This is a genomic window from Paraburkholderia rhizosphaerae, from assembly GCF_004366595.1.
GTDB classification, from domain to species: domain Bacteria; phylum Pseudomonadota; class Gammaproteobacteria; order Burkholderiales; family Burkholderiaceae; genus Paraburkholderia; species Paraburkholderia rhizosphaerae.
Map to the genome: position 1 here is coordinate 258,010 of NZ_SORE01000002.1, position 25,847 is coordinate 283,856.

Annotated in this window: 23 protein-coding genes; 11 read left to right on the forward strand and 12 right to left on the reverse strand. The window is 62.8% G+C overall.

The genetic code is table 11. The features are described 5' to 3' along the window. The first annotated feature begins 224 nt into the window (after positions 1-224). Positions 225-656: a DoxX family protein gene (locus tag BX592_RS03275; protein WP_134190216.1), complete on the forward strand. Its 432-nt coding sequence runs from the start codon at positions 225-227 to the stop codon at positions 654-656. Between the two features lie 87 nt (positions 657-743). Next, positions 744-1,016: a hypothetical protein gene (locus BX592_RS03280; RefSeq protein ID WP_134190217.1), complete on the forward strand. Its 273-nt coding sequence runs from the start codon at positions 744-746 to the stop codon at positions 1,014-1,016. Positions 1,017-1,135: 119 nt separating this feature from the next. Here BX592_RS03280 and BX592_RS03285 read toward each other — a convergent pair whose 3' ends face one another. Continuing rightward, the gene (locus BX592_RS03285; protein ID WP_243849271.1) at positions 1,136-2,620 is read right to left on the reverse strand and encodes an MFS transporter; all 1,485 of its coding nucleotides are present in this window, start codon (positions 2,618-2,620) and stop codon (positions 1,136-1,138) included. Between the two features lie 203 nt (positions 2,621-2,823). Here BX592_RS03285 and BX592_RS03290 point away from each other — a divergent pair, with 203 nt between their 5' ends. Then, positions 2,824-3,564 (forward strand): response regulator transcription factor, encoded by a 741-nt coding sequence (locus BX592_RS03290; protein WP_134190219.1) that lies wholly within the window; start codon positions 2,824-2,826, stop codon positions 3,562-3,564. Between the two features lie 73 nt (positions 3,565-3,637). Here the strand turns inward: BX592_RS03290 and BX592_RS03295 are convergent, their stop codons facing one another. After that, positions 3,638-4,780: a branched-chain amino acid ABC transporter substrate-binding protein gene (locus tag BX592_RS03295; protein WP_134190220.1), complete on the reverse strand. Its 1,143-nt coding sequence runs from the start codon at positions 4,778-4,780 to the stop codon at positions 3,638-3,640. Positions 4,781-4,967: 187 nt separating this feature from the next. Continuing rightward, positions 4,968-5,873, reverse strand: coding sequence for a dihydrodipicolinate synthase family protein (locus tag BX592_RS03300; protein WP_134190221.1), 906 nt, complete (start codon positions 5,871-5,873; stop codon positions 4,968-4,970). 381 nt (positions 5,874-6,254) lie between these two features. Between BX592_RS03300 and BX592_RS03305 the strand changes: the two genes are divergently transcribed. The 6 genes from BX592_RS03305 to BX592_RS03330 all read left to right on the forward strand — a co-directional run bounded on the left by BX592_RS03305 (position 6,255) and on the right by BX592_RS03330 (position 11,410). Next, the gene (locus BX592_RS03305) at positions 6,255-7,250 is read left to right on the forward strand and encodes a 4-hydroxyproline epimerase (RefSeq protein WP_134190222.1); all 996 of its coding nucleotides are present in this window, start codon (positions 6,255-6,257) and stop codon (positions 7,248-7,250) included. Positions 7,251-7,344: 94 nt separating this feature from the next. Beyond that, positions 7,345-8,499: an NAD(P)/FAD-dependent oxidoreductase gene (locus tag BX592_RS03310; protein WP_279589167.1), complete on the forward strand. Its 1,155-nt coding sequence runs from the start codon at positions 7,345-7,347 to the stop codon at positions 8,497-8,499. Next, a complete protein-coding gene (locus BX592_RS03315) occupies positions 8,492-8,767 on the forward strand; it encodes a 2Fe-2S iron-sulfur cluster-binding protein (RefSeq protein ID WP_134190224.1) in 276 nt (91 codons plus the stop codon). Before BX592_RS03310 ends, BX592_RS03315 begins: the two co-directional genes overlap by 8 nt. Position 8,768: 1 nt before the next feature. Next, positions 8,769-10,082, forward strand: a complete 1,314-nt coding sequence (locus tag BX592_RS03320) for an NAD(P)/FAD-dependent oxidoreductase (protein ID WP_208327834.1) — start codon at positions 8,769-8,771, stop codon at positions 10,080-10,082. Between the two features lie 160 nt (positions 10,083-10,242). Further along, complete coding sequence (locus tag BX592_RS03325) at positions 10,243-11,055, forward strand: AraC family transcriptional regulator (RefSeq protein WP_377681601.1); 813 nt, start codon at positions 10,243-10,245, stop codon at positions 11,053-11,055. 19 nt (positions 11,056-11,074) lie between these two features. Further along, positions 11,075-11,410, forward strand: coding sequence for a hypothetical protein (locus BX592_RS03330; protein ID WP_134190225.1), 336 nt, complete (start codon positions 11,075-11,077; stop codon positions 11,408-11,410). A 14-nt stretch (positions 11,411-11,424) separates the two neighbouring features. Here the strand turns inward: BX592_RS03330 and BX592_RS03335 are convergent, their stop codons facing one another. From BX592_RS03335 to BX592_RS03345, 3 genes are all read right to left on the reverse strand, one after another. After that, on the reverse strand, positions 11,425-11,697 hold the full coding sequence (locus BX592_RS03335) for a hypothetical protein (protein ID WP_134190226.1): 273 nt from the start codon (positions 11,695-11,697) through the stop codon (positions 11,425-11,427). Between the two features lie 187 nt (positions 11,698-11,884). Further along, on the reverse strand, positions 11,885-12,229 hold the full coding sequence (locus BX592_RS03340; protein WP_134190227.1) for a hypothetical protein: 345 nt from the start codon (positions 12,227-12,229) through the stop codon (positions 11,885-11,887). 246 nt (positions 12,230-12,475) lie between these two features. Next, the gene (locus BX592_RS03345; protein WP_134190228.1) at positions 12,476-13,753 is read right to left on the reverse strand and encodes an NAD(P)/FAD-dependent oxidoreductase; all 1,278 of its coding nucleotides are present in this window, start codon (positions 13,751-13,753) and stop codon (positions 12,476-12,478) included. 285 nt (positions 13,754-14,038) lie between these two features. Here BX592_RS03345 and BX592_RS03350 point away from each other — a divergent pair, with 285 nt between their 5' ends. After that, the gene (locus BX592_RS03350; protein WP_134190229.1) at positions 14,039-17,128 is read left to right on the forward strand and encodes a transglycosylase domain-containing protein; all 3,090 of its coding nucleotides are present in this window, start codon (positions 14,039-14,041) and stop codon (positions 17,126-17,128) included. A 3-nt stretch (positions 17,129-17,131) separates the two neighbouring features. Here BX592_RS03350 and BX592_RS03355 read toward each other — a convergent pair whose 3' ends face one another. The 6 genes from BX592_RS03355 to BX592_RS03380 all read right to left on the reverse strand — a co-directional run bounded on the left by BX592_RS03355 (position 17,132) and on the right by BX592_RS03380 (position 24,582). After that, entirely contained in the window at positions 17,132-18,355 is a 1,224-nt protein-coding gene (locus BX592_RS03355; RefSeq protein ID WP_134190371.1) for an ROK family transcriptional regulator, read from the reverse strand. A 45-nt stretch (positions 18,356-18,400) separates the two neighbouring features. Next, positions 18,401-19,201 (reverse strand): ATP-binding cassette domain-containing protein, encoded by an 801-nt coding sequence (locus tag BX592_RS03360; RefSeq protein WP_134190230.1) that lies wholly within the window; start codon positions 19,199-19,201, stop codon positions 18,401-18,403. Between the two features lie 92 nt (positions 19,202-19,293). After that, positions 19,294-20,292 (reverse strand): ABC transporter permease, encoded by a 999-nt coding sequence (locus BX592_RS03365; RefSeq protein WP_134190231.1) that lies wholly within the window; start codon positions 20,290-20,292, stop codon positions 19,294-19,296. Positions 20,293-20,424: 132 nt separating this feature from the next. Further along, the gene (locus tag BX592_RS03370) at positions 20,425-21,429 is read right to left on the reverse strand and encodes a sugar ABC transporter substrate-binding protein (RefSeq protein WP_134190232.1); all 1,005 of its coding nucleotides are present in this window, start codon (positions 21,427-21,429) and stop codon (positions 20,425-20,427) included. Between the two features lie 466 nt (positions 21,430-21,895). Beyond that, positions 21,896-23,143 (reverse strand): metal-dependent hydrolase family protein, encoded by a 1,248-nt coding sequence (locus BX592_RS03375; RefSeq protein ID WP_134190233.1) that lies wholly within the window; start codon positions 23,141-23,143, stop codon positions 21,896-21,898. 68 nt (positions 23,144-23,211) lie between these two features. Continuing rightward, positions 23,212-24,582, reverse strand: coding sequence for an MFS transporter (locus BX592_RS03380; RefSeq protein WP_134190234.1), 1,371 nt, complete (start codon positions 24,580-24,582; stop codon positions 23,212-23,214). 184 nt (positions 24,583-24,766) lie between these two features. On the opposite strand from BX592_RS03380, the gene BX592_RS03385 reads away from it, so the two are divergent. Next, complete coding sequence (locus tag BX592_RS03385) at positions 24,767-25,696, forward strand: LysR family transcriptional regulator (protein ID WP_134190235.1); 930 nt, start codon at positions 24,767-24,769, stop codon at positions 25,694-25,696. The last annotated feature ends 151 nt before the right edge of the window (positions 25,697-25,847 follow it).

Sequence of the window (25,847 nt, forward strand, 5' to 3'; positions counted from 1 at the left end):
CGCGCGTTAGATTTCGTTCGGGTTATGAGAGGATTATAACAACCGGCGTCACAAGCTGTGAGTTAAAACATTGAGTTAAAAGTGCTTGAGCGTCATTCGGATGCATCGTGCCCGTCGCTATATCGATTGCATATAAAGCACCGAATGCGAGAGCCTACGGCCATTTGCGGGAACTGACGCGTTTTGGCACGGTCTTTTGCATATTCGAATGGGAGGAGACCAACATGACGCGTACCGTCGAATCCGGCGTGATTTTCATTGCACGTATCGCGCTTGCGGTGCTGTTCCTTTGGGGCGCCACGATGAAATTGACGGGTTACGCAGGCTTTCTGGGCTACCTGAACTCGAGAGGCGTGCCATTTGTGATGTTCGCGGGGCCGATTGTCGTCGCGATCGAGCTGCTCGGCGGGATCTTGCTCGTGTTCGGCTGGCGAATGCGCGCGGTCGGTTTGATTCTTGCAATCTACACGGTGGCGACTGCGGTTCTCGGGCATGATTTCTGGAATGCGACCGACCCCAACGTTGAACGTGAAATGGTCGTGCATTTCTGGAAGAACATCGCGATTGCCGGTGGTTTCCTGCTGTTGGTGGTGACCGGTGCGGGGCGCATCAGCGTCGACGGCATGCGGGCGCCGCGTGGCAGGTTGAGCCTGTAGCGAACGCCGTGTATCGAATTGGCGCCGGTTGTGGGTGCCGATATGGCGTTATCCAGCGCAATCGTTTTGAGCTGACAAGGAGATGCAATGATTCAAGCTTTCGACCAATTGATCGGCGGCCAGGTCATGCAGTTTTGCGCGAGCCTCGGCGAAGGGCCGACGCCGCATCGCGTCATCATTAGTCAGGCCGACTCGGCGAAAACGCTCGTGATTCTCGATGCGTCCGGTTTGATCGGTACGATCAAGGCGGAAATCGAAGAGCCCGAAGACCTTGTCGCGAACGCAATTCGCAAGACGCAAAGCGAAGGGCTGATCGAAAAGGCGCTCGATACCGGGCAAATTCAGGAAGTGACGTTGTAGGAGATACCCAACCCTTTGCGCGCTACAGTCCGCGTGCTACAAGATCAGACGCCCGCGATACGAACCGTATCGCGGGCGTCTTTGTTTTCGGCGGGGCGCGGATCGGACCTGGCTCGCGCTCAGGTCGCACTTTCTCGTGGCGAAGTTTGCGGCCCGCGTTGCACGCGTGCATGCGGATGCGGATCGATGAAACGCGCGAGTGCCGCGGCGATCAGCAGCACCACAGTCGAAACGGCCGTTGCGGCATGCAGCCCCGCCACGATGTGCACGGCTTGCGAGCCACTCGCCAGCGCGCCAAACGCGGCGACGCCGACCGCGCCGCCTGCCTGGCGTGCCGTGTTCAGTACCGCGGACGCGGTGCCGGCACGCCGTGCGTCCGCCGACGCGAGCACCGCGGTCGTCATCGCGGGCACCGCGAGTCCCATGCCGGACGGGATCAGCAGGAACGGCACCAGCAGCGCCCACAGCGGCGTGTGCGCATCCACGCGTTGCAGCAGGCCGTAGCCGAGCGCGGCAATCAGCGCGCCGGTGAACATCGGCACGCGCGAGCCGAAGCGGCCGACCACCCAGCCGCTGACGACATTCGAAACCAGAAACCCGCCGGTCAGCGGCAGGAACGCGAGGCCGGCCTGCAACGGCGTGTCGCCACGCACGCGCTGCAAGAACAGGCTCAGCACGAACACGACACCGTAGTACGTCAGATTCACGCACACGCCGAACAGCACCGCGGCGCTAAACGTACGGTTGCTGAATAGCGCGAGCGGTAGCATTGGCGCAGCGGCGCGCTGCTCGGTGGCGATAAATGCGAGCCCGGCGACCAGCGCAACACCGAGGCCGCCCGCGACCAGAGGATGCGCGATACCGAGCGGCCGCCACTCGATCACTGCGCCGGTGAACGCGGTCAACGCGATGATGGCGAGAAACTGGCCGAGCGGATCGATGCCGCGCGCCGAAGCTGCGGGTGCGGACTGCACTCGCGTGCTGGCCGGCGCAGGCTTCGGCAACCATGCGAACGTTGCGACAAGGCCGGCCGCGCATAACGGCAGGTTCACCAGAAAGATGCTGCGCCAACCGAACAGGTCGATCAGCACGCCGCCGACGACCGGGCCCGCGGCGATCGAGATCGCGCCGGCGGCGGTCCACAGGCCGACCGCACGCGCGCGCAACTTCGGATCGTGCGCGCACGACCGATTCAGCAACGCGAGCGAGTTCGGCAGCATCGCGGCCGCACCGACCCCCTGGAGCGCGCGTGCGGCGACGAGCAGCGTGTCATTCGCGGCGAGTCCGCATAGCAGCGACGCGAACGCGAATAGCACAATGCCGCCCGCAAACATCCGCCGTGCGCCGTACCGGTCGCCGAGCGCGCCTGCCGACAGCATCAGCACCGCGAACGCGAGCGTGTACGCATCGACGATCCACTGCAGCGCGGTGACGTTCGCGTGCAAATCGGCGCCGATGCGCGCGAGCGCGACGTTGACGATCGTCACATCGAGTTGCGTGACGACGAAGCCGACACTGACGGTCGCGACAATCCGCGCGAGCGCAGGTGTCAAACGTGACGATGACGACGTGTCGGACGGTGAGGAAAGGGATAGGGTCTTCATGCGACCCATGGTAGGGCGGATCGTTGTCGTGACGTTTCGGGCTCTTGCGAAATATCGGCGCGTGATTTCGCGCAGCCGGTTTGGGCCCGGTCGGAATGGGCCCGCCGAGCGCGCAGCGTATGCAAATTCAGACTGATCTTATGGGCATGAGTATTTCGTGCCCAGAGAATCGCCACCGAGGCTACTAGTCGAGAATTTTTACAATGCGTATAGCAATCCTTCAACGCGACCCGGTGCGAGGCAAGCACCTGGAGCGCATCCTGGTGCAGTCTGGTCATAGCTGCATGGTCTATGACGACGGTTTGACGATGTCCAAAGCGCTCGCGCGCTCCACCGCCGACCTGCTCGTGCTCGATTGGCACGGCGTACGAATGTCCGGCGTCGACGTGCTGAAGTCCACGCGTGCGGTGAGCGGTGACCGCGTGCCGGCAATATTCGTGTCCGAAGAGGGCGCCGAAGAAAACGTCGTGCGTGCGCTGATCAGCGGCGCGGACGATTACCTGACATTTCCGATCCGCATCGCCGAATTCCGCGAACGGGTCACCGCGCTATTGCGGCGCTCGTATCCGGAGCGGTTTGGCGTGACGTGCTTCGATGTCGGCCCGTACCATTTCGACACGCGCCGCCAGATCGTCAAGCTGCGCGGCAAGCCGGTTCAATTGTCGGGTACGCAGTATCGCCTCGCGACGCTGTTCTTTTCGAATGTCGGCCGTGTGCTGTCGCGCGACCATATCTTCGCGATGGTGTGGGGGCGCGAATTTCTCGAAGTCACGCGCACGATCGACAGCCACGTGTCGCGCCTGCGCTTGCTGCTGCAGATCGAAGCGTGCAACGACTATTGTCTGCAGCCGGTGTACAAGAGCGGTTACCGTTTGTTATGCGTGCGTCCCGAGCATGACACGCCGGCTGAAGCGACTGCGGCGGTCGAAATCGCCGCAGCCTGATCATCGAGCATGAACATTGAGAAGCAACGACGCGCGCGGTGCGATGCCGCGCGCTGATTGAACTGCAACCCGCTCAGCTCTTTCCGCCGATCGTATCCATCGGCACGAATGCGCCTTTTTCCACCCTATAGATTGTCACCGGCGCGTCTTTCAGATCGCCTTTCGCGTCGTACGCGACGTCGTTTGACGTGACGCCCTTCAGGTTCACCTTGTCGAGCCATGCCGTGTACACCTTCGGGTCGGTCGAGTTCGCATCTTTCATTGCAGTCAGAAGCGCGATCGTGCCGTCGTACGAGTACGGCGAGTAGGTAACCGGGTCTTCATGGAAGCGTGCCTTGTAGCGCGTTTCGAAGCCGGTAAAACCTGGCATTTTCTCTTTCGGTAGACCGCCCATATACACGATCGAGCCTTCGGCCGCGCTGCCGCCGACCTTCAGGAAAGTCGGCGACTTCGACATCTCGCCAGTGATAAACGCGGACTTGATGCCGAGCTGGCGCATCTTGCGGATCATCGGCGACGATTGCGCGTCGCCGCCGCCGTAGAAGATCGCGTCCGGGTTCAAGCCCTTCATGTTGGTCAGGATCGCGGAGAAATCGAGCGCCTTGTCGTTCGTGAAGTCGCGTTTGACGACGGTGCCGCCCGCTGCCGTCACGGCTGCGGCGAACTCGTCGGCGATTCCCTGGCCATATGCGGTGCGGTCATCGATGATCGCGACACGGCTGTACTTCAGGTGCTTCACCACATAGGTGCCCATGATGCTGCCCGCTTGCGAATCACTGGTCAGCAGCCGGTAGGTGGTTTTGTAGCCGCGTGCGGTGTAGGCCGGCGACGTCGCCATGGAAACCTGCGGCAGACCCGCACGGTTATACAGGTCGGACGCGGGAATACTCGTGCCCGAGTTGAAGTGACCGACGATGCCGTGCACGCCGCCGTCAATCAGACGTTGTGCGACGGTCGTGCCCGTGCGCGGATCGGCCTGGTCGTCTTCGGACGTCAACGCGAACGTAACCGGCTTGCCGCCGATCACCGGATGCGTCGCGTTGAAATCGTCGATCGCGAGTTGCGCGCCCTTTTGCATGTCGGTGCCGTAATTCGATTGCTGGCCGGTCAACGGCGCGGCAAAACCGATCTTCACGACGTCGCCGTCCGCGGCTTGCGCGCCGGTCGTCCACGTGAGCGCCGATGCGATCACGATATGCGATATCTTGAGCTTCACTGTGACTCCCCCGTGTATGAATGCACGCAGGCATCACGCACGCGATGCATGCGGCCCGTGCATGGTTGACAAGCGTGGTGCTGCGAATGCCGGACGCGGCGTGCGCGATGGCACGCCGCGGGTGTTACGCGTGATGCGACGACAGCAGTGGTAACAGCATCGAAAACGGCTGCGAACGCAGCGTCGATTACAGCTTTGGCAGAGCAGGACGCGCTTCGATCGAGCGGCGGACCAGCGCCTCGACCGCTTTGCGCTCATCGCCCGCGAGCGGCAGGCGCGGCGGACGAACCGGCTCGGTACCCAGGCCGACGATCGCTTCGGCCAGCTTGATGTTCTGCACGAGCTTTGCCGATACGTCGAGTGCCAGCAGCGGCGCAAACCAGCGGTAAATGGCGCGTGCTTCCTCGAAGCGGCCTGCCTTGAACAGCTTGTAGATCGCGACCGTCTCGTGCGGGAACGCGCAAACGAGCCCCGCGACCCAGCCGTGCGCGCCCATCGTCATCGCCTCGAGTGCGAGGTTGTCGACGCCGCACAGAATCGCGTAACGGTCGCCCACTGCGTTGATCAGATCGGTCACGCGCCGCACGTCGCCACACGATTCCTTGATCGCGACGATCTTCTTTTCATCCGCGATCTCCGCAAACATGTCGGGTGTCATATCGACGCCGTATGCAAGCGGATTGTTGTAGATCATCAGCGGCAAGCTGCTTGCGTTCGCAACCATCCGGAAATGGTTCAGCGTTTCGCGGCGGTCCGACAGATACCGCAGGCCAGGCAGCACCATATAGCCGGCCGCGCCGCGCCGCGCACCCGCTTCGGCCTGGCGGCAGGCGTCGAGCGTGCTGTTTTCGGCGATCGTCAGCAGCACCGGCACACGGCCATGCGACGCTTCGACGGCGATATCGAGCACTTGCAACTTTTCATCGAGGGAAAGCGTCGACGCTTCGCCGAGCGAACCGCATACGATAATCCCGTCGACGCCCGCGTCGATCTGTGCCTCGATGTTCTTCTTCGTCCACGCGCGGTCTATGCTGAAATCCGCGTTGAATTTGGTGGTGACGGCGGGCAATACGCCTTCCCAGATATGCGCCACGACGGCTCTCCTGATGTTGATGAATCGATCGCAGTGTAAGCAGGGAAAAATCGGCCGTCTTGCGCGATTCGCGCGTGCTCGATGACGATTTCAGCATAGTCGAAGAGATTTGCGTAGGCATCCTGAACCCGTTTCTGATGGGCATTTCGGACAATTGGGGTTGTCACCAGGTGCGCGAATGAGCGGCTTCTCGGCCGGGCAATCGTCCAACGCCGCGCTGACCGGTGACGCTATCGGCATACGCTGTCGTACTCAACCTCGCAGCGGTTGACGAGTGCATTCGCTACAATGGCGCGCAGTCGCGATGGCTATGCTGAAATCGTCATGAACGGCGCGCAGCGGGGTCAAGACTCGCGCGTGCCGCATTCCTACCATGTCGCCATGAAAACCCTGAACGTTATCGACTCGCACACCGGCGGCGAGCCCACGCGGCTCGTCGTATCCGGCGGCCCCGACCTCGGCAGCGGCACGCTCGCCGAGCGCCTCGATGTATTCCGCACCCGCTTCGACAACTGGCGAGCCGGCATCGTGACCGAGCCGCGCGGCTCGGACGTCGTCGTCGGCGCGCTGCTGTGCGAGCCGGATGTTCCTGAATGCGCGGCGGGCGTGATCTTTTTCAACAATGTCGGTTATCTCGGCATGTGTGGGCACGGCACGATTGGGCTCGTTGTGTCGCTCGCGCACACGGGACGTATCGGCCCGGGGAAGCACAGGATTGCGACGCCGGTCGGCGTTGTCGAAGCGACGTTGAACGACGATCTGAGCGTGTCGGTACGCAACGTGCCGTCTTACCGCTATCGGAAGAGTGTGAGCGTGGACGTGCCGGGTTACGGTGCATTCACCGGCGATATTGCGTGGGGCGGCAACTGGTTCTTCCTCGTCGCGGATCATGGTCGCGTGCTGGAGCCCGCGCATATCGCTGAACTGACTGCGTTCACGTCGACGATGCGCGACGCGCTGAATGCGTCGGGTATCACGGGTGCGGCGGGCGGTTATATCGACCATATCGAACTGTTCGGTCCCGGCTCGCGCGAGGGCATCGACAGTCGCAGCTTCGTGCTGTGCCCGGGCAATGCATACGATCGCTCGCCGTGCGGCACCGGGACGAGCGCGAAGGTTGCCTGTCTCGCGGCCGACGGCAAGCTTGCTCCGGGCGCGGTATGGCGCCAGGAAAGCATTATCGGCAGCGTCTTTGAAGCCTGCTATGTACCGGCGGAAGCAGCGGAAGCAGCGGAAGCAGCGGAAGCAGCGGAAGCGGCGGCTGACGGCATCGCCGCGATCGTCCCGACAATTACTGGACACGCCCACATCATGGCGGAAAGCCGACTGTGTTTTGACGGAAGCGACCCGTTCACATGGGGCATTCCGACGCGATGACGTTAGCGATGGGAATACCCGTGGCGGTTAACGCATCCGTTGTGAGCGCAACCATAGCGAGCACCCTGTGCGGGAAGGGCAAAGCAGCACGGACGTGAGGCAGTCGATGAAAGCGGATGTACTGATCGTCGGCGCCGGTATCGTCGGCGCCGCATGCGCGGCGGAACTGGCCGCGCGTGGCTCGCGCGTCACGGTGCTGGATGCTCACGGCATCGGCGGCGGTGCGACCGCGGCGGGCATGGGGCATATCGTCGTGATGCACGAGTCGCCGGCCGAGTTGGCGCTGAGCCGTTATTCGCGAGACTTGTGGCTGGAGCTGGCGCCGCGGTTGCGCACGCGCGATGCGTTCTCGCGTTGCGGCACGCTATGGGTCGCGGCGGACGAAGAAGAATGGCAAGCCGCGCGCACGATGCACGATGCGTTCGCGGCACAGTGCGTTGACGCGCAATTGCTCGACTCGAACGCGCTACGCGCGTGTGAGCCGGCCTTGACGCACGGCATGGCAGGCGGCCTGCTGATCGAACAGGACAGCATTGTCTATGCGCCGGCGGCCACGCAGTGGTTGCTGACGCTGTCGCCGGCCGCATCGCGCATCAACGTGCGGCTCGGCGCGCGTGCGGTCGCAGTCGATGCACGGTCCGTCACGCTTGCGGACGGCGAGCGCATCGAGGCGGCGCACGTGGTCGTCGCTAACGGCATTCACGCAACCGGTCTGGTGCAATCGTTGCCTCTGCAACCGAAGAAGGGCCATCTGCTGATCACGGACCGCTATCCTGGCCTGATCCGGCATGAGCTGCTGGAGCTCGGCTATATCAAGAGTGCGCATCATGCGACCGGCACCTCTGTCGCGTTCAATGCACAGCCGCGTCCGACCGGCCAACTGCTGATCGGTTCGTCGCGACAGTTCGATTCAACCGACCCCGCGGTCGAAATGCCGGTGCTCGCGCAGATGCTGCGGCGCGCCGCGCGGTATTTGCCGGCGGTGCCTCGCCTGAATGGCATTCGCGCGTGGACGGGCTTTCGCGCGGCGACGCCGGATGGCTTGCCGTTGATCGGGCGTGCGGACCATCGCGCTGCAGGCGAGAGCGCGGCCGGCGTCTGGCTCGCTGTCGGTCACGAAGGTCTGGGTGTGACGACATCGCTTGCGACCGCGCAATTGCTTGCCGCGCAGATCACCGGCGGTACGACGGCGATTCCGGTCGAACCGTATTTGCCCGCGCGCTTCGCGCCCGGAGTCTGCCATGCATGACACGAACCTGAATGAAGCTCGCGTGCGCGTGACGATCGACGGGCGCGCACTAATCGTTCTCGCGGGTTCGACCGTCGCGGCCGCGCTCGCGGCCGATGCGGGTGTTGCAGGCACGCGCACCTCGGTAAGCGGCGCGCCGCGCACCGCGCTGTGTGGAATGGGCGTATGCCAGGAATGCCGCGTGACGATCGACGGTGTCGCGCACACGCTCGCGTGTCAGACGCTATGCCGCGACGGACAGGTAATCGAAACAACCGGACCGCGCTGACATGATCAAACAACAGGTTGACGTCGTCGTCGTAGGCGCTGGCCCTGCCGGTTTGAGCGCCGCGCGTGCGGCCGCACAGGCGGGCGCGCGCGTCGCGGTGCTCGACGACAATCCGCGTGCGGGTGGTCAGGTGTGGCGCAATGGGCCCGCGCATCCGCCGGCTGCGGCGTTGACCTGGCAGCTTGCCGCGTTGCGAAGCGCCGGTAACGTCGTGTTGCTGTCATCCGCGCGCGTTGTCGCACCGCTAGACGATCGCGGCTTGCTGGTCGAATCGGCGCAACGCGGCGCACTCGAGCTCGGCTACCAGCGTTTGATTCTCGCAACCGGCGCACGCGAGCGGCTGTTGCCGTTCGACGGCTGGACCTTGCCCGGCGTGACCGGCGCCGGCGGTTTGCAGGCGCTGATCAAGGGCGGTATGCCGGTGCGCGGTGAGCGCATTGTGATCGCGGGTAGCGGTCCGCTGCTGATTGCGTCGCTTGCGACCGCGCGGCAAGCGGGCGCGACCGTGCTTGCGGTGGTCGAGCAGGCGCCATGGTCGGCGCTCGCGCGTTTTGGTATCGGGCTAGCGGCGACGCCGTCGAAGCTATGGCAGGCCGCGCAGCTAACGCGTGGTTTTGGGGGGCTGCGTTATCTGACTGGCAGCGTTGTGCGCGAGGCGCACGGCGACGGTCGCGTCGAGCGGATCAGCATTCGCCGCGGCGCAAGCGCCGATCGCGCTGCCGACGTCGTATTCGACTGCGATCGTATCGCGTGCGGTTATGGGCTCGTGCCGAACATCACACTCGGCGACGCGCTGGGCTGTGCGATTCGCCGTGATGCTGCGGCGGGCAGCGTGCTGATTGTCGATCACGAACAGCGCACGTCGCTCGATCAGGTATTTGCCGCGGGCGAATGCACAGGCATCGGCGGCATGGAGCTGGCGAGCGTCGAAGGCGAGATCGCTGGCCTGAATGCAGTCGGCGCGACCCGTGAAGCGACGCGACTGCATGCGCAACGCGATCGCTGGCAGCGTTTCGCTCGGCGTGTCGAGACCGCGTTTGCGCTTCGCGAAGCCGCACGCGCGTTGCCATCCGATCACACGGTGCTGTGCCGCTGTGAAGATGTCAGTTGCGCCGATGTGCGCGAGCATACGAACTGGCGCGATGCAAAACTGCAGACGCGCTGCGGGATGGGGCCTTGTCAGGGACGAGTCTGCGCAACGGCGGCCGAGGTGTATTTCGGCTGGAACACCGCTCAAACGCGGCCTCCGTTCAGCCCGGCGCGGATTGCGACACTGCTCGAAGCCGCACCGGAGCCGGCAACCGCCAGCGAATGAGCGGCCACGTACCGCGAGTTGCACATCAACGTCTTTACGTCGCCTCTGAGGCGCACTCCGAATTTTTTGCGGCGCTGCGCGGCCCTATAATCGTCGCACACGACCGGAGGAACCACGGTCGGATGACCCTCGCGCCGCACCGCGAATCACGGAACCCGCAATGAACTCGCTGGCTCACCCGCAGGAAACGACCGAAGCAAAGCCGCGTGCGACGCCGGGCGCAGGCGCTTCAGCGCTTGCCGCGATGCTCGCGCATTTCACGCTGCTCGAGCCGGTTTTCGATGCGATGCCGGACACCGTGTTCTTCGTGAAGGATGCCGACGCGCGGTACGCGCTGGTCAATCGCACGCTGGTGTCGCGTTGTGGCTACAAGGAAAAGGACGCGCTGCTCGGCAAGACCGCTGAAGACGTATTTCCGCGCCGCTTCGGCCGGATCTATACCGCGCAGGACCAGGCGGTCATTCATGTCGGCAACCAGATGGTCGATCAGCTCGAACTGCATCTGTATCCGGGCCGCCAGCCTGGCTGGTGTCTGACCTGCAAACAACCGCTGCGCGACGCGTCAGGGCAGATCGTCGGGCTTGCGGGCACGTCGCGCGACCTGAAGGCCGACGAGAGCAGTCACCCTGCGTACACGCGTCTTGCGGCGGTCGTGCAGTACATCCAGCAAAACTACGTGCAGCCTCTGAATCTGAAGCAGCTTGCGGCGATGGCTGACATGTCGGTTGCGCAACTCGAGCGCTATTTCCACAAGGTGTTCCATCTGACGCCGCGCCAGGTGCTGCTGAAAACGCGCCTCGATGCGGCGACCGCGCTGCTCGTATCGCACGATAAGGTCACCGATGTCGCCGCGCTGTGCGGCTACACCGATCACAGCGCATTCACGCGGCAGTTCAAGGCGACCGTCGGCGTGACGCCGACTGAATACCGGATGCTGCTGCTTGGCAACGGCCGCCAGCGCGCAGCCGCATGACGCGCGTCGTCCGCGGCAAATGAAAAAGCAAGGGGCCGCGCATCGCTATCACGTGTACGTCGTCGCACTCGACGACACGGTATGGAACGAAGCACGCTTCAGGCGCGCGAACCCCGACTATCGCTTCGACCGGCCGTGCGTATATGTGGGAATGACGGGGCTAGACCCGGACTTGCGTTTTGATCGGCACAAGGCGGACATTCAGGCGAATCGCTATGTGCGCGACTACGGTTTGCGGCTAATGCCGGAGCTGTATGACTTTTACAATCCGATGCCGTATGACGGCGCGCGCGATATGGAAGTGGAACTGGCGATCGGTTTGCGCGAAGCAGGTTACGCGGTATGGCAAGCGTGATGAAAGGAATGCTGTTATCGGATGCCGAGGCCACGCAGAATCGCATTGCCTTCTTCGGTTAGACGAAAACGCGGAGCGCCGGCAACTGAAGCAATGCTTTCGACGAGCCCCGCTTCCTTCAACAATGGAATTTCCGGTTTCGCGTACGCATCGATAGGCGCGTGCAGCAACAGCAGCAGCGTGGCAAGTTCATGGTGGCTGAGCAGGCGGCGCAGGATCGTTGGCCGCTTCGTGGCCGCCGGGGTTTGCAGGACGGCGCGTTCGTTTTTGCTTTCATTGTCGTGCATCGGGCACCTCGTACGGATCGCAGTTCGAGTCAGGCTTCGGATCATGGGGAGCCAAACTTAAACGATACTTAAGTGACGCATGTATGCGACGTTTTTGCACGGTCGCGCAATGTGCTGCCGCGTTCGCATCGCGACCGTTTGCGATCCGCTTACACTTCATTGTGACGCGCGTGTTTGTCACCGCGCGTCACGGCGCGCACGTCTTGCTGGCCGCCTCGATCCACATGTTCGACATGTGGCGCTTGCCCGCATAGAACCGATAGGTCGTGCCACCGGTATCGGTGCGTACCTTGACGATATTCGAGTCACCGAAATCGAGCATCGTGCCTTGCGGAATCGGCGACGTGGTGAAGTGCGTATCGTGCTTTCTGGCTTCCTGTTCGAGGCATTGCACGACATCGGCAACCGGGCGCTGCGTGATCGTGTCGTTTTCCGGATCGCCCGCGTCGGGGTTGCTTTGAAACTGCGCGCAGGCGCTGAGCGCGCATGCGATGACGACGACGGATAACGATGCTTGCAACGGATTCCTCATGACTCTCCCTGGCGTTTGGACCATGTTTGAACGCTGTCTTCAGCGATGACACAAGACTCGATTATATCGACGCAAGGGCCGTGCCCAGTGCAGGTGCCACGCGGCGGTCCGTCAATGATGACTGTGTACACCAACAAGGCCGCACCGGACCGCGATGTTTGTCGTCACAGTCGAACATGAAGAGACCCGTCACCTGCGATTCGCGTGGCCGCGCAATGGCGGCCTGACGTCCGCCCGGTTGTCGGTTCAACGTCCGCCGCGCCGTCGCGCGGCGAACGCGTCGCGTGTTTGCATCGCGGAGTAGGTCAGTTGCGCGGCCGCGAGGCCGAACGCACCGAACGTGTGCGTGAGACCAAACTTTGCAAATGCGTCGGGCACGGGTCGTTCACCGGATAGCGCTGCGGCGAGCAACTCGCCGCACACGGTGGTCGGCGCCATCCCGTGACCGCCGAAACCGACCGCGTACCAGACGCCATCCGCACTCTGGCCGATTTGCGGCATCTTGTGCCGCGCATAGCTCATCAATCCGCCCCACGCATAGTCGACATGCACGTCTTGCAGTTGCGGGTAGACCTTGAGTAAATCCCGGCGCAGTAGCCGTTCGATGACCTGCGGCGTGCGTTCGACGATCGAGATGCGGCCGCCCCACAGGATTCGCGTGTCGGGCAGCGGACGGTAATAGTCGAATGCAAAGCGTGTGTCATATACCGCCGATGCGCAATCGATCGCGTCTTTCAACCGCGCGCCGAGCGGCTCGGTCGCGATCACATAGGTGGCGATCGGCAGGACCGCGCGTTCGACGCGTGGATATACGTTGCGCGCATAGCCGCCGCCCGCCATCACAACGTGTTGCGCATCGACGGTTCCGTCGTCGGTATCGATCGCGAAACCGCCGCTTTGCGCGCGCAGTGCGCGCACCGGCGAGTGCTCATGGATGCGCGTACCCGCGTCGGCCGCCGCGGCTGCCACGCCGACTACATACTTCAAAGGATGAAAGTGGAAGGCATTGCGCTCGAGAAGCCCGCCGTAATAGCGGTCGGTTTTGAGCCGCGATGCGAGTTCATCGTCGCCAAGCGGTTCCCAATCGACGCCGAACGATTCCTTCATTAGCTGGCGCTGCGTATCGAGGCGCGCCGGCTCGTCGAACCAGTTCGCGAGAATGACACCGGCATCGGTCGCGTCGCATTCGATGCGATAACGCCGGATGCGTTTGCGCATCAGATCCACCGCATCGGTGGTCAGCGTGTAGAGTTCGCGCGCCCGTGTCGGCCCGAGCACCTTCAGCAGTTCCGCGCAGTCGAGGCTATAGCCGCCGAACACAAAGCCGCCATTGCGGCCCGAAGCGCCGAATCCGACCTGTTCCGCTTCCAGCACGACGACGTCGCGCACACCGCGCTCCGCGAGACCGAGCGCGGTCGACAGCCCGGCCAGTCCGCCACCGATGATGCATACGCGAGCGCTATGCCGGCCCGCCAAACGCGGCCGTTCGGGACGAGTGACGGTCGCTTCATAGAAGCTTTGCATAGCGCATTCCGTTTGAACGGGCGGCTATGGTACTGAAAATTCCGCCGGGCTCCTATCGGGCTTTCCACAGGGTATGTGCGCGACTTCCACCTCGCCGGCACGCCCGCGCCATGCCGGAAACGCCCGTGCAGCGCGGCATTGCGGCAGGCGACGCGGCACGAGTGTTGCGCGGCGTACTCAGTGCCTGCGCCACTTTGCGTCTCGGTCCCTCGCAACGCGCGGTTACGCGCTAGACTGATATGAGTCGCATTTTTTGTGGTCCGGCATCTGCAAGGAGACGCCACCATGAATCGGCCGCTGCTTCGCGTCCCGCCGTTGCGCACCATCGGCACCACGTCCGCCTGGAAGTGGCTGAAGTGGGGCATATTTTTCGCGTTTCTGGTGGCGGTCGCAGCCGGTGTGCGGGTCGTGCAGATTGAAATGGATACATCGCGTCTGCAGGCGCGCTATCTATCCGAGCTGACCAGCGAAATCGGCTTTACGGTTGCCACCGGGCCGAGCGACAACATCCGCTTTCCGAAAGACGGGCCTTACGATATACGCCTTGGATACACCTTGCTGCCGTCGATAGAACGGCGCCTGCGAGAGCGCGGTTTTACCATCGCATCGCAGGCACGCGATTCAGATCGTATGCTTGCGCTTGCCGACGACGGCCTTTTCATCCCCTACGAAGAGAAAGATCAGGCGGGCTTGCGCCTGTACGACTCGACCGGCGACGCGCTATTCGGCGACGATTATCCAAAGCGGATTTACCGCAGCTTCGATGCGATTCCACCGCTTGTCGTCAATTCGCTGCTGTTTATCGAAGACCGTCATTTGCTGGACAAGGACCAGCCCAATCGCAATCCGGCGATCGACTGGGGGCGCTTTGGCCGCGCATTGGCCGACCAGGGCGCGCGTATTTTCAACCATAGCCAGCCGCAGCCGGGTGGCAGCACGCTCGCGACTCAGATCGAGAAGTTTCGCCACTCGCCCGGCGGACGCACCGCGACGCCGCAGGAGAAGTTGCGGCAGATTGCATCGGCATCGGTGCGCGCGTATCTGGACGGGCCGCGCACGATGGAAGTGCGTCAGCAGATCGTCATGCGTTATTTGAACTCGGTGCCGCTTGCCGCGCAGTCGGGCATCGGCGAAATCAACGGGATCGGTGACGGGCTCGCTGCGTGGTACGGCCGCGATTTCGATGCGGTGAACCTTATCCTGAAGGCGCCGCCGACCCCGGAGAATTTGCCCGCGCAAGGGCTCGCATTCCGTCAGGTGCTGTCGCTGATGATCGCGCAGCGCGGTCCGTCGCATTTCCTGCTGCGGCGAAACGCGGATCTCGCATCGCTGACCGACAGTTATTTGCGGCTGCTGGCGAGCGGCGGCGCGATCTCGATGTCGCTGCGCGACGCGGCGCTCGCCGCGCCGGTGCAACTGCATCGCTCGGGGCTGCCGCCGGCGACCGAATCGTTCGTATCGCGCAAGGCGGTGACGTCGTTGCGCTCGCATCTGATGACCGCGTTGGGCGTGAACAATCTGTACGATCTCGATCGCCTCGATCTGACGGCGACCGCGACGCTCGACAACGAAGTGCAGCAGGCGGTCAGCGACCGACTCGCCGCCGCGTCGACGAAGGACGGCGCGCGGGCCGCCGGACTCTACGGCAAGGACATGCTGCGTCCGCAGGACGATCCGTCGAAAATTTCGTTTAGCTTCACGCTGTTCGAAAAGAACAACGGCCAGAACCTGATGCGTGTGCAAACCGACAGCGTGAACCAGCCGTTCGACATCAACCAGGGCGCGCGTTTGAATCTCGGTTCGACCGCGAAGTTGCGCACGATCATCACGTATCTGCAGATCGTCGAGGAACTGCATGGCCGCTATGCGGATATGAGCCCCGAAGAGTTGCGCGCGGTGAAGCCTGACCCGTCCGATTTGTTGACGCGCTGGTCAATCGATTATCTGTTGCATACGAAGGACCATTCGCTCGATGCGATGCTCGATGCGGCGATCGAGCGCAAGTATTCGGCGAGCGCCGGCGAAATGTTCTATACGGGCGGTGGCGGACAGGTATTCAGCAACTTCGAATCGAGCGACAACGGCCGCATTCTGACCGTGCACCGCGCGTTCCAGCACTCGGTGAATCTGGTGTTTGTGCGGATGATGCGCGATATCGTCCACTACGAAATGATCCAGACGTCGGGTCCAACCACGCAGTGGCTCGACGATCCGGTCGCGCGCAATACGTATTTGACGCGCTTCGCGGATCAGGAAAGCCGTGTGTACGTGAACCGCTTCTACACGAAGTATCACGGCAAGACCCAGGACGAGGCGATCGCCGCGTTGCTGCGTACGGTGCACAAGTCGCCGAAGCGGGTGGCGACCGCGCTGCGCAGCGCCGCGCCCGACGGCTCGCAGGAATGGTTCAATGCGCAGATGCGCGCGTCGCTGAAAGGCACGCCTGCCGCAACCATTCTCGATAATGAAGATCTCGCGAATCTCTATTCGAAGTACGCGATCGACAAGTTCAACCTGAACGACCGCGGCTATATTTCCAAAGTGCACCCGCTCGAACTGTGGACCGTCAACTATCTGCGCACGCACCCGGATGCGACGCTGAACGACGTGCAGGAAGCGAGCCGCGACGCGCGCACCGATGCGTACAAGTGGCTCTTCAAGACGCGCTATCACGCGACGCAGGATCGCCGCATCAAGCGGATGATCGAACAGCGTGCATACGAGGAGATTGGCGCTTCGTGGCGCGCGCTGGGTTATCCGTTTTCGAAGCTCACGCCGTCGTATGGCGCGGCGATCGGTGCATCGGGAGACCGGCCGGCGGCGCTCGCGGAACTGATCGGCATTGTGTCGAACGGCGGAAACCGGGCGCCGACGCATAGCATCACCGACCTCGAATTCGCAAAGGGCACGCCGTATGAAACGCGCTTTACGCGTGCGGCTGCGCAGCCGAACCAGGTCGTGTCGCCGGATATCGCGCGTGTCGTGCAATCGCTGCTGCACGATGTGGTCGCGGGTGGAACCGCCGCGCGTCTTTCACAGGGCCTGAAGTTCCCGAACGGTGAGACGCTGCAGGTGATCGGCAAGACCGGCACCGGCGATCAGCGCTTCAATGTGTACGCGAAAGGCGGGCGGCTGATCGAATCGCGCAAGGTCAATCGCACGGGCACTTTCGTGTTCGTGATCGGCGACCGTTACTACGGTACGTTGACAGCGCTTGTGCATGAGCCGTACGCGGCGCGTTTCGACTTTACGAGCGCGCTCGCGGTGCAGTTGCTGAAGTCGATGGGGCCGGCGCTACAGCCGCTGCTCGATACGCCGGAGCAGCGCGCGGCGAAGCGCGTCGCAGCGGCGAGCGGCGAACCGCAGGCGCGATAGACGTTAGTAACCGGCTTCGACCGCGGGCTTCAAAAACAGCTCATGCACCGGCGCGAAGTGCGCGTAAAGCGGCAAGATTGCGCCGCCCATCGCACGCGCATCCGCGCCGATCGTTCCTTCGAGCAATTGCGGTCGAACGATACCCTCCCATTCGAACCGGTCGAGCACGCGTTCGGTGCGCCGGATAATTTCGCGCACGAGCTGGCGGTCGAGTTCGCCGTCGATCACCACCGCCTCGAGGTCGAGCAACGCCGCTGCGTTGGTCAACGCGTTGGCGATGGCCGGACATGCGTTGTCGAGCCATTGCTCGGTCAGCCGCCATAAGTCGGCGGTCAACGCGCGATGGTCATGCGCGGCGGCGGGTGGCGCGCTTGCGTCCGCGAATAACTGCTCGAGCACAAAGCCGGATGCCGCATGCAGCAACTGGCGCGCCGGCTCGCGAGCGCGCCCGCCAAGAGGAATCGAGCCGACTGCGCCCGCGTTGTCGTGCGGGCCGCCATGCAGCCGCCCATCGATCACGAGACCGCCGCCGATAAACGTGCCGACAAACAGATACAGAAAGTTGTGAATGCCCCGCCCCTGGCCCATCACGAGCTCGGCCGCGCATGCGGCGGTCGTGTCCTTTGCGAATTCGACCGGCAAGCCGGTCATCGATGCGATCCGCGCGCGGATGTCGATGTCGTTCCATGCGTCGAGCGCATCGCGCGGCGCACCGAGAAACTCACGCCAGCCGCCGAGCCACAATGGTGCGGCAACGCCGACTCCGACCACATTGCGCTTCCTTGCCGCCCCCAATGCGTCGTTCACGCGCGCGAGCTTGATTTCCAGTGCAGGGAATAGCGTGCGCGGGTCCGGATACGCGTACTCGAGCACTTCGCGGCAGCAGACGCGGCCGACGAAATCCATCGCCAGTACGTCGAGGCTGCGTCGTCCGACTTTCACGCCGATCGTGTACGCGCCTTCGGCACGCAACGCGATCGGCACCGACGGCTGGCCGATGCGCCCGCGCACGCGCGCCTGCTTGACCAGCAGGCCGTCGTCGATCAACCGGTCGACGATCATCGACACGGTTTGCATCGACAGTCGCGTGAGCCGACCGACATCAGCCTTCGGCAATGGGCCATGCAAGCGGATCGCCTGCAGCACGATGCGCTCGTTGAACTGGCGCATGCCGACCTGGTTCGAGCCGACCGTGCGCTTCAATGGAGAGCGGGTACCGGTGTCCATCGTCGTCGGCTTAAGCGGATCGGAGCCTGACATTCATGATGGCCATCATGCGATTGCCTTGACATCCGCTTCCTTTGCGCCGGTCATGATCGCAACCGCCTCAGACATGTGAATGTCCTCGCGTTTGACGAGTGCCGCGCGCCGGCCGAGGCGCTGGATATGAATGCGGTCCGCGATCTCGAACACGTGCGGCATGTTGTGGCTGATCAGAATCACCGGTAGTCCGCGGTCGCGTACGCGGCGAATCAGTTCGAGCACCATGTTGCCTTCCTTCACGCCGAGTGCGGCGGTCGGTTCGTCGAGAATCACAACGTGGCGCGCGAACGCCGCGCTGCGGGCCACCGCGACCCCTTGGCGCTGGCCGCCCGATAGCGTTTCGACGGCCTGACGCATCGAGCGGATGCCGATCTGCAAGTCCTTCATATGCGCGGTGGCCTCTTCGAGCATGCGGCGCTTGTCGATCATCTTGAACAGCGAGCCGCGCCAGCCTGGTTTCACCAGTTCGCGTGCGAGGAACAGGTTCTCCGCGATGCTCATCGCCGGCGCGACGGCGAGGTCCTGGTACACCGTTTCGATGCCGTGGTCGCGCGCATCGAGCGGGCTGCGGAATTTGACCGGCTTGCCGTCGAGGCGGATCTCGCCTTCATCCGGGAGCGTCGCGCCCGATAGCGCCTTGATCAGCGATGATTTGCCGGCGCCGTTGTCGCCGATCACCGCCATGATCTCGCCGGGCATCACTTCGAAGTCGCAGCCGTCGAGCGCGGTGACGTGACCGTAACGTTTGATCAGGCCGCGCGCCTCGAGTACAGGCGTGGTGGAGGAAGAGGGAACGGATGTCGTCGACATGACGGGCTCCATGCTTGAATGCGGTGCGAAAGATGAAGTCGCGTGGGCGCTAAGGCGAACGCAGTGACATAGAAGAAGCAGGCGGGCAGCGCCTAGCGCGCGCCGCGGCGCGACAGTTTGTCGGCGGCGACCGCGAGGATCACGAGAATGCCGGTGATCAACACCTGGTACACCGACGACACGCCGATCAGCGTCAATCCATTGCGGAACACGCCGACGATCAGCGCGCCCAGTAGCGTGCCGGCGATCGATCCGCGTCCGCCGAAGAGGCTCGTGCCACCGAGCACGACCGCGGTAATGCTGTCGAGGTTTTCGGTTTGTCCGGCCTGCGGGTCGCCGACGCCGGTGCGCGACACGGACAGCAATGCAGCGATACCGTAGATCGCACCGGCCAGCGTATAAACGGTCAGCAGAATTTTCTGCGACGAAAGGCCCATCAAACGCGCCGCTTCCGCGTTATTGCCGAGCGCGTACAGATGCCGGCCCGGGACCGTATCGCGCAACACGAACCATGTCGCGAGATACATCAGCAGCGTGAGCACCGTGCCGTATGTCACTTCAGCGGGCCCAAGCTTGAATGTGCTGCCAAAGAACATGATCGCGTCGGGCAGATTCGACACGCTTTCGGCGTTCGAGTAAATCTGCGTGAGCGCGAACGCGATATTCAATGTACCGAGGGTCACGATAAACGACGGCAGCTTGATGCGCGTGATCAGCGCGCCGTTGAGCAGGCCAAACAGCGTGCTCGCGCCAATGCCGCACAGAATTGCGAGGATCGGCGGCACGCCGAGCACGACCGCGAATTTGGTCATCACGATCGAGCCGAACGCCATTACCATCCCGCACGACAGATCGATGCCGCCTGTCAGCACGATCAGCGTCTGGCCAATCGCGATCACCGCGACCACCATCGTTTGTTGCAGAATCAACGATAGATTCTGCGCGGACAGAAAGCGGTCGCTTTGAGAAATAAAGAACGCGCATGCGAGCACCAGCGCGATCAGCGGGCCGGCTTCGGCAAGCGATGGCAGGCGCTCGGTGAAGCGGCGGTGGTGGTCGTGAACGGGAGCGGCGGGGGTGGGAGTCGACATGATGTGTTTCCTCGATGCGATGATGCAAAGACCGTTGCGTCTAACGTACTGCACGTGTGCGGTCGCACTGTGATGCGACGGCGATACCTGCGGTGCCGCGCGTGGCCGCGCAGCACCGCGTGATGCGTGGCGTTACTTGTTACCCCAGCAGTTCTCGAGACCGAATGCTGTGTCCTTGCTATCGACGCCTGACTGCGCCTTATCGGTGATCAACGTGACGCCCGTGTCGTGATAGCCGGTCGGTTTCTTGCCGGTTTTCGCGTACTCGACGCCGGCATTCACACCGAGCTCGGCCATCTTCAGCGGGTATTGCTGCGAGGTCGCCGCGATCGCGCCGGCTTTCACGTTACGCACGCCTTCGCAGCCACCGTCGATCGATACGATCATCACGCTTTTGTCCTTGCCCGCGGCCTTGAGCGCGCGATAGGCACCGGCCGCGGCGGGTTCGTTGATCGTATAGACGACGTTGATGTCAGGCGCTTTTTGCAGGCAGTTTTCCATCGCCGTTTGTCCCTTCGCCTGATCGCCGCGCGTGTCCTGGCTGCAGACGATCGACGGGTCGCCTTCCTTGATGCCAAAACCCTTCAGAAAGCCGTTATGCCGCAGCACGCCGACCGACACACCGGGCGCGAGGTCGAGCGTCGCGATCTTCGCGGGCTTACCGCCCATCGCTGCTTTCGCGTATTCGCCGATCAGCACACCTGCCTTGAAGTTGTCGGTTGCAAAGAGCGCGTCGGTCGCATCTTGCGGTTCGGTCGGCGTATCGAGCGCAATCACGATGGCGCCGGCCGCGCGTGCCTTTTTGATGCTCGGCACGATCGCCTTCGTATCGCTTGGCGTGATCAGGATTGCCTTTGCGCCGGCCGTCAGCATGTTTTCGATTGCAGTCACCTGGCTCGCATTGTCGCCGTCGAACTTGCCGGCAGCGGTCATCAGCTTCGCACCGTCTTTTTGCGCAGCGGCCTCGGCGCCCTGACGCATCTTCACAAAGAACGGGTTGGTGTCGGTCTTCGTAATCAGACCGATCACAGGCTGGTCCGCTGCGTGGCTCGTACCGACGCACAACATGGCGGACGCCGCCGCGCACACAGCGACGATTCGCGTCAAGGCGCAAGGCACGCTCGATTTCAGGTTCATGGAAACGCTCCTCCAGATAATTGACAACGACGTTATGGATTGCAGTCGATTCGATCGGGTGTGGGCGCGGTGGGCCGGCCTCCTTCTGTTCGTGCGCGATTGCGCTCGCGTGCGGGACTAAATCAATTTGTTTTATTTAGTACAGCAGCGAGGTGCTTGAGTGTCAAGGAACACGTCTTTTGTTGCGATGCGTGAAAGAGGCAGCGGCTATCCGCTGTGAGCGAGGCGGGTCAATGGAGAGAGGCGTTCATGCGACGCGTCGTCGATGCGTGAGAATGCGGGTAAATCAGGAGGACAGAGAAGTTCTTCGGCGCAATGTTCAGATCATTGCGCGGTATCATCGCGCGATTTTCAGGCGGACGACGTCAAATCGATATGCATATCGGGGCGGCGGCGATGTAAAGGCAAGGCAAGTCGCACGCGCCAACTCGCCTTACCGCTCGGCTATTGTCCAAACCGGGATCTGCTATCGCGCGAGTTCATCGAACTCGATTTTGCCGCCCTTCATCACGAGCGGAATACGCTCGCCTTGTCCGGTCAGGCAAGCGATATCCGTTAGCGGGTCGCCATCGACGACGATCATATCGGCCCACGCACCCGGTGCGATACAACCGAGCTTTTCCGGCAGCCCGAGCACTTCCGCCCCGACGACCGTCGCACTTCGGATCGCGTCGGCCGCGCCAAGCACATCGGCGCGAATCAGAAACTCGTTGCTTTGCAGCCGCTGCGACGGACCGAGCAGATCGGAGCCGAAGCCCATCTTCACGCCAGCGTGGCGGTAGATTTCGAGCGAACGTTTGCCAGCTTCGCGCACGTCCTCGATCTTGGCGACGCTTTCCTCCGCAAGCCCAAATTGCGCGCCTTCGCTTGCTAGCGCGTCGTACGTGACGAGCGTCGGCACCACATACGTACCGGCTTCGGCCATCAGCTTCGCGGTCGGCGCATCGATCAGATTGCCGTGCTCGATCGTGCGCACGCCACAGCGCACGACGCGTGCAATTGCTTCGGCGGTGTACGCGTGCGCCATCACATATGTATGTCGTGCACGCGCTTCATCGACGATCGCGCGCACTTCGTCTTCCGCAAAGCCGAATGCGCCGACCGGATCGGTAGGCGACGCGACACCGCCGGACGCCATGATCTTCAGATGGTCGGCGCCCATCTGCAGTTCTTCGCGCGCGGCCTTGCGCACTTCGTCGATGCCATCGGCAACGCGGGATAGCGCGCCGACTCGCACGCAGCAGCCGCATGGTGCGCTGTCGCCGAGATAGTCCGAGCGGGCACGCATGTCGCCGTGACCGCCGGTCGGACTCAGCGCGCGGCCGGCGACGAACATGCGCGGCCCGACCGCGAGCCCGCTTTCGATCGCCGTCTTGTGTGGCGCGTTTGCACCGCCCGCATCGCGTACCGTCGTGAAGCCGCGTCGTAGCATGCCGCGCATGATCGGCACCGAGCGCAACGTGACGAGCACATTCGGCATGTGTACCTGTTGCGACAGATTTAACTGCACAGCCACGACGTGCACATGCAGATCGATCAGGCCGGGCATCAACGTCTTGCCGCGCAGATCGATTACGCGCGCAACCGCGCTTTGCAGCGGCCTGTCGCTGACTTCCTTGATGAGGCCATCTTCGACCAGTACATCGCGCGTTTCCAGCATTTCGCCGCGCGTGGGGTCAAGCAGCGCGGCATTTTTGAACAGCGTACTTTCCACGTCTTCCTCCTGATTCGATCATCACACGAAGGGTGTACTGCGCGAGCGTGCGCATCGCGACCTTGTCGCTATGCCGTTTCATGCGCGGCAATGTCTTCGAGCGAACGGCCGCGCGTCGGTATGCCCATCACCAGCACTGAAACCGCGCCGAGCAGCAGCACGACGGTCGTCGTGCCGAACACGCCGCCGAAGCCGAACTTCGGAAACAGATAGCCAACCAGAATAGGCGATGCAATCGCGCCAATGCGGCCGATCGCCGATGCGAGGCCAGTGCCGGTCGTGCGCACCGCGGTCGGAAAGACTTCGGCCGTATAAGCGTAGACGCCTGCATAAGTGCCATTCATGAAGAACGACAGGCAGAAACCGGACAGCATGATCTCGCGGCCGGTGGTCGCAAACGCCATGCCGAGCGCGCACGCGCCGCCGAGCACCATATAAGTCGCGATGGTGGCCTGCCGGCCGATTTTTTCGTTCAGCCACGACGCGCTGAAATAGCCGGGAATCTGCGCGAGATAGATACCGACCGAATAGCCGAAGCTTTGCGTGATGCTCATTCCGCGCTGCACGAGGAGGCCCGGAATCCACGTGAAAAACGCGTAGTAGCTGAAGGTGATCGACAACCACATCAACCACGTCATCGCGGTGATGCGGCTGCGAGGACCCGTCCAAAGCGCACGAAAATTCGCGAGCAGGGTGCCGGTTGCGGGTTGGCCCGCATTGCGCGCCGCGCCGCTCGCCGGCTCGGGCGCAGGCAATGCGATACCGCGCCCAGCGAATTCAGTTTCGATTTTCGTCAGCACACGGTCCGCTTCCGCGGTGTGGCCGCGGCTTTCAAGCCAGCGCGGCGATTCGGGCAGCGCGCGTCGCCACCACAGCAGCATCACAACTGGCAACGCGGTGATGTACAGCACGATGCGCCAGCCTTGCGGAAAGGCCGGCACGATGAAGTAACCGAGCAGCGCCGCGCCAACGAAGCCGAACGAAAAGAACCCGGCAAGCGAGCCGGTAAATAGCCCTCGATAGCGCCGCGCGACGAACTCCGCGAGATAAGGCGCGATGATCGCGCTTTCCGCGCCGGTGCCAATACCCGCGACGATTCGCGACGCGAGAAACGTTGGCCACGTATTCGTCATCGCGCTCACGACCGTTGCGACGCTGTATAGCAGCAATGCCCACATCATCACTTTGCGGCGTCCAATCAGATCGCCGAGGGTGCCGGCCGACAGCGCACCGAAAAAGTAACCGATGAAATTGCCGCTGCCGAGCACGCCGGTCTGCACGCTCGTCAGCGCCCAATCGTGCCGCAGCACCGGCAGCACGAACGCGACGATCGCGGCATCCATCGCATCGAAGGTGTAGCCGAGTCCGCCCATCAATAACAGGCGCTTGTGGAAAATCCCAAACGGCAGGCGTTCGATGCGACCGGAAATCGTCGACACGGTTTGTCTCTCCCTTTGTGATGAACGGCGCTTGTGAAGCGGACGTCGCGCGTTTCTCTGCGCGCGTGAGGACTACGTCGCGCGATGCATTGCGCAACCTGCACGGCCGATTCTAGGGCCTCGGCTAACGTCACAAATATTTATAATCGTGATTCGCCACATAAACGTAATGAATGAGGCTGGGATGAATTTCAGAACACTCGATCTGAATTTGCTCAAGGTGTTCGAGGCGCTGATGTCCGAGGGCGCGGTCACGCGAGCCGCGTCGAAGCTGTCGCTGACGCAGCCGGCGGTAAGCAATGCGTTGAGCCGCTTGCGCGAAGCGTTTGACGATCCGCTGTTCGTGCGCAACGGCGCCGGCGTTACGCCGACACAGCGCGCGATTGCGTTGTGGGGGCCGGTCGGCGAATCGTTATCGCGCATCCGCGCGGCGCTCGATGAAGAGACGTTCTCCGCCGAAACCGCGCAAGCGAGCTTCAGCCTGTCGATGTCCGACTATGTGGCCGGGATCGTGATGCCGCGGCTGATTGCGCGCTTTGGCACGTCCGCGCCGGGGCTGCGCTTTCATTCGGTGCCGAACATGCTGGTCGATGCGCCGACTTTGCTCGAGGACAATCGCGTCGATTGCCTGATCGGCGTGTACGTGAACGAGACTTTGCCGCCCGCGTATATCCGCTCCCGTTCGCTGTGGACCGTCGACTATGCATGCCTGATGCGGCGCGATCATCCGCTCGCGAGTGCCGGCCGTCTAACCATGCGGCGCTTTCTCAGCGCGCGGCACGTCGATATCAGCCTCGCCGGACAAACGCTGCCGTCATTCGACATTTTTCTGGCATCACACGGACTGAAGCGTAATCTGGTCTCAACCGTCAATCACTATACGGTCGCGAGCGAAATGATCCGCGCCAGCGACCTGATCGCGGTGATGCCGCGCGACTTGTGCGAACGCTTCGGCATGAGCGGCGACCTGGTCGGCGTGCGTGCGCCGCTCGAGGCGCCTGAACGCGTGATCAGTCTGTTCTGGCATCAACGCAACGAAACCGTGCCGGCGCACCGATGGTTGCGTGAGCAACTGGTTGGCATGTTTGGCGATAATGATGCACGTCATTCATGAACTTGTCGCATCAATGCAATGTCGATATTTAGCAACGGTGTCGAGCATGCTTGAGCGGACAACGCCGGCACACGCCGGTCAGAGCGTCAGCGAATATCGCGCGTTGCTGGCACACTAGCGGTCCTTGCGCGAGCCGACTCCGGTGAGCCGA

Bases quoted from the DNA above. Each gene is read 5' to 3' on its own strand.
- BX592_RS03360 (WP_134190230.1), bottom strand. From the start codon at position 19,201: ATGTCGACGACATCCGTTCCCTCTTCCTCCACCACGCCTGTACTCGAG.
- BX592_RS03275 (WP_134190216.1), top strand. From the start codon at position 225: ATGACGCGTACCGTCGAATCCGGCGTGATTTTCATTGCACGTATCGCG.
- BX592_RS03315 (WP_134190224.1), top strand. From the start codon at position 8,492: ATGCATGACACGAACCTGAATGAAGCTCGCGTGCGCGTGACGATCGAC.
- BX592_RS03345 (WP_134190228.1), bottom strand. From the start codon at position 13,753: ATGCAAAGCTTCTATGAAGCGACCGTCACTCGTCCCGAACGGCCGCGT.
- BX592_RS03340 (WP_134190227.1), bottom strand. From the start codon at position 12,229: ATGAGGAATCCGTTGCAAGCATCGTTATCCGTCGTCGTCATCGCATGC.
- BX592_RS03320 (WP_208327834.1), top strand. From the start codon at position 8,769: ATGATCAAACAACAGGTTGACGTCGTCGTCGTAGGCGCTGGCCCTGCC.
- BX592_RS03290 (WP_134190219.1), top strand. From the start codon at position 2,824: ATGCGTATAGCAATCCTTCAACGCGACCCGGTGCGAGGCAAGCACCTG.
- BX592_RS03350 (WP_134190229.1), top strand. From the start codon at position 14,039: ATGAATCGGCCGCTGCTTCGCGTCCCGCCGTTGCGCACCATCGGCACC.
- BX592_RS03285 (WP_243849271.1), bottom strand. From the start codon at position 2,620: ATGAAGACCCTATCCCTTTCCTCACCGTCCGACACGTCGTCATCGTCA.
- BX592_RS03280 (WP_134190217.1), top strand. From the start codon at position 744: ATGATTCAAGCTTTCGACCAATTGATCGGCGGCCAGGTCATGCAGTTT.
- BX592_RS03325 (WP_377681601.1), top strand. From the start codon at position 10,243: ATGAACTCGCTGGCTCACCCGCAGGAAACGACCGAAGCAAAGCCGCGT.
- BX592_RS03355 (WP_134190371.1), bottom strand. From the start codon at position 18,355: ATGGACACCGGTACCCGCTCTCCATTGAAGCGCACGGTCGGCTCGAAC.
- BX592_RS03305 (WP_134190222.1), top strand. From the start codon at position 6,255: ATGAAAACCCTGAACGTTATCGACTCGCACACCGGCGGCGAGCCCACG.
- BX592_RS03330 (WP_134190225.1), top strand. From the start codon at position 11,075: ATGAAAAAGCAAGGGGCCGCGCATCGCTATCACGTGTACGTCGTCGCA.
- BX592_RS03365 (WP_134190231.1), bottom strand. From the start codon at position 20,292: ATGTCGACTCCCACCCCCGCCGCTCCCGTTCACGACCACCACCGCCGC.
- BX592_RS03335 (WP_134190226.1), bottom strand. From the start codon at position 11,697: ATGCACGACAATGAAAGCAAAAACGAACGCGCCGTCCTGCAAACCCCG.
- BX592_RS03370 (WP_134190232.1), bottom strand. From the start codon at position 21,429: ATGAACCTGAAATCGAGCGTGCCTTGCGCCTTGACGCGAATCGTCGCT.
- BX592_RS03385 (WP_134190235.1), top strand. From the start codon at position 24,767: ATGAATTTCAGAACACTCGATCTGAATTTGCTCAAGGTGTTCGAGGCG.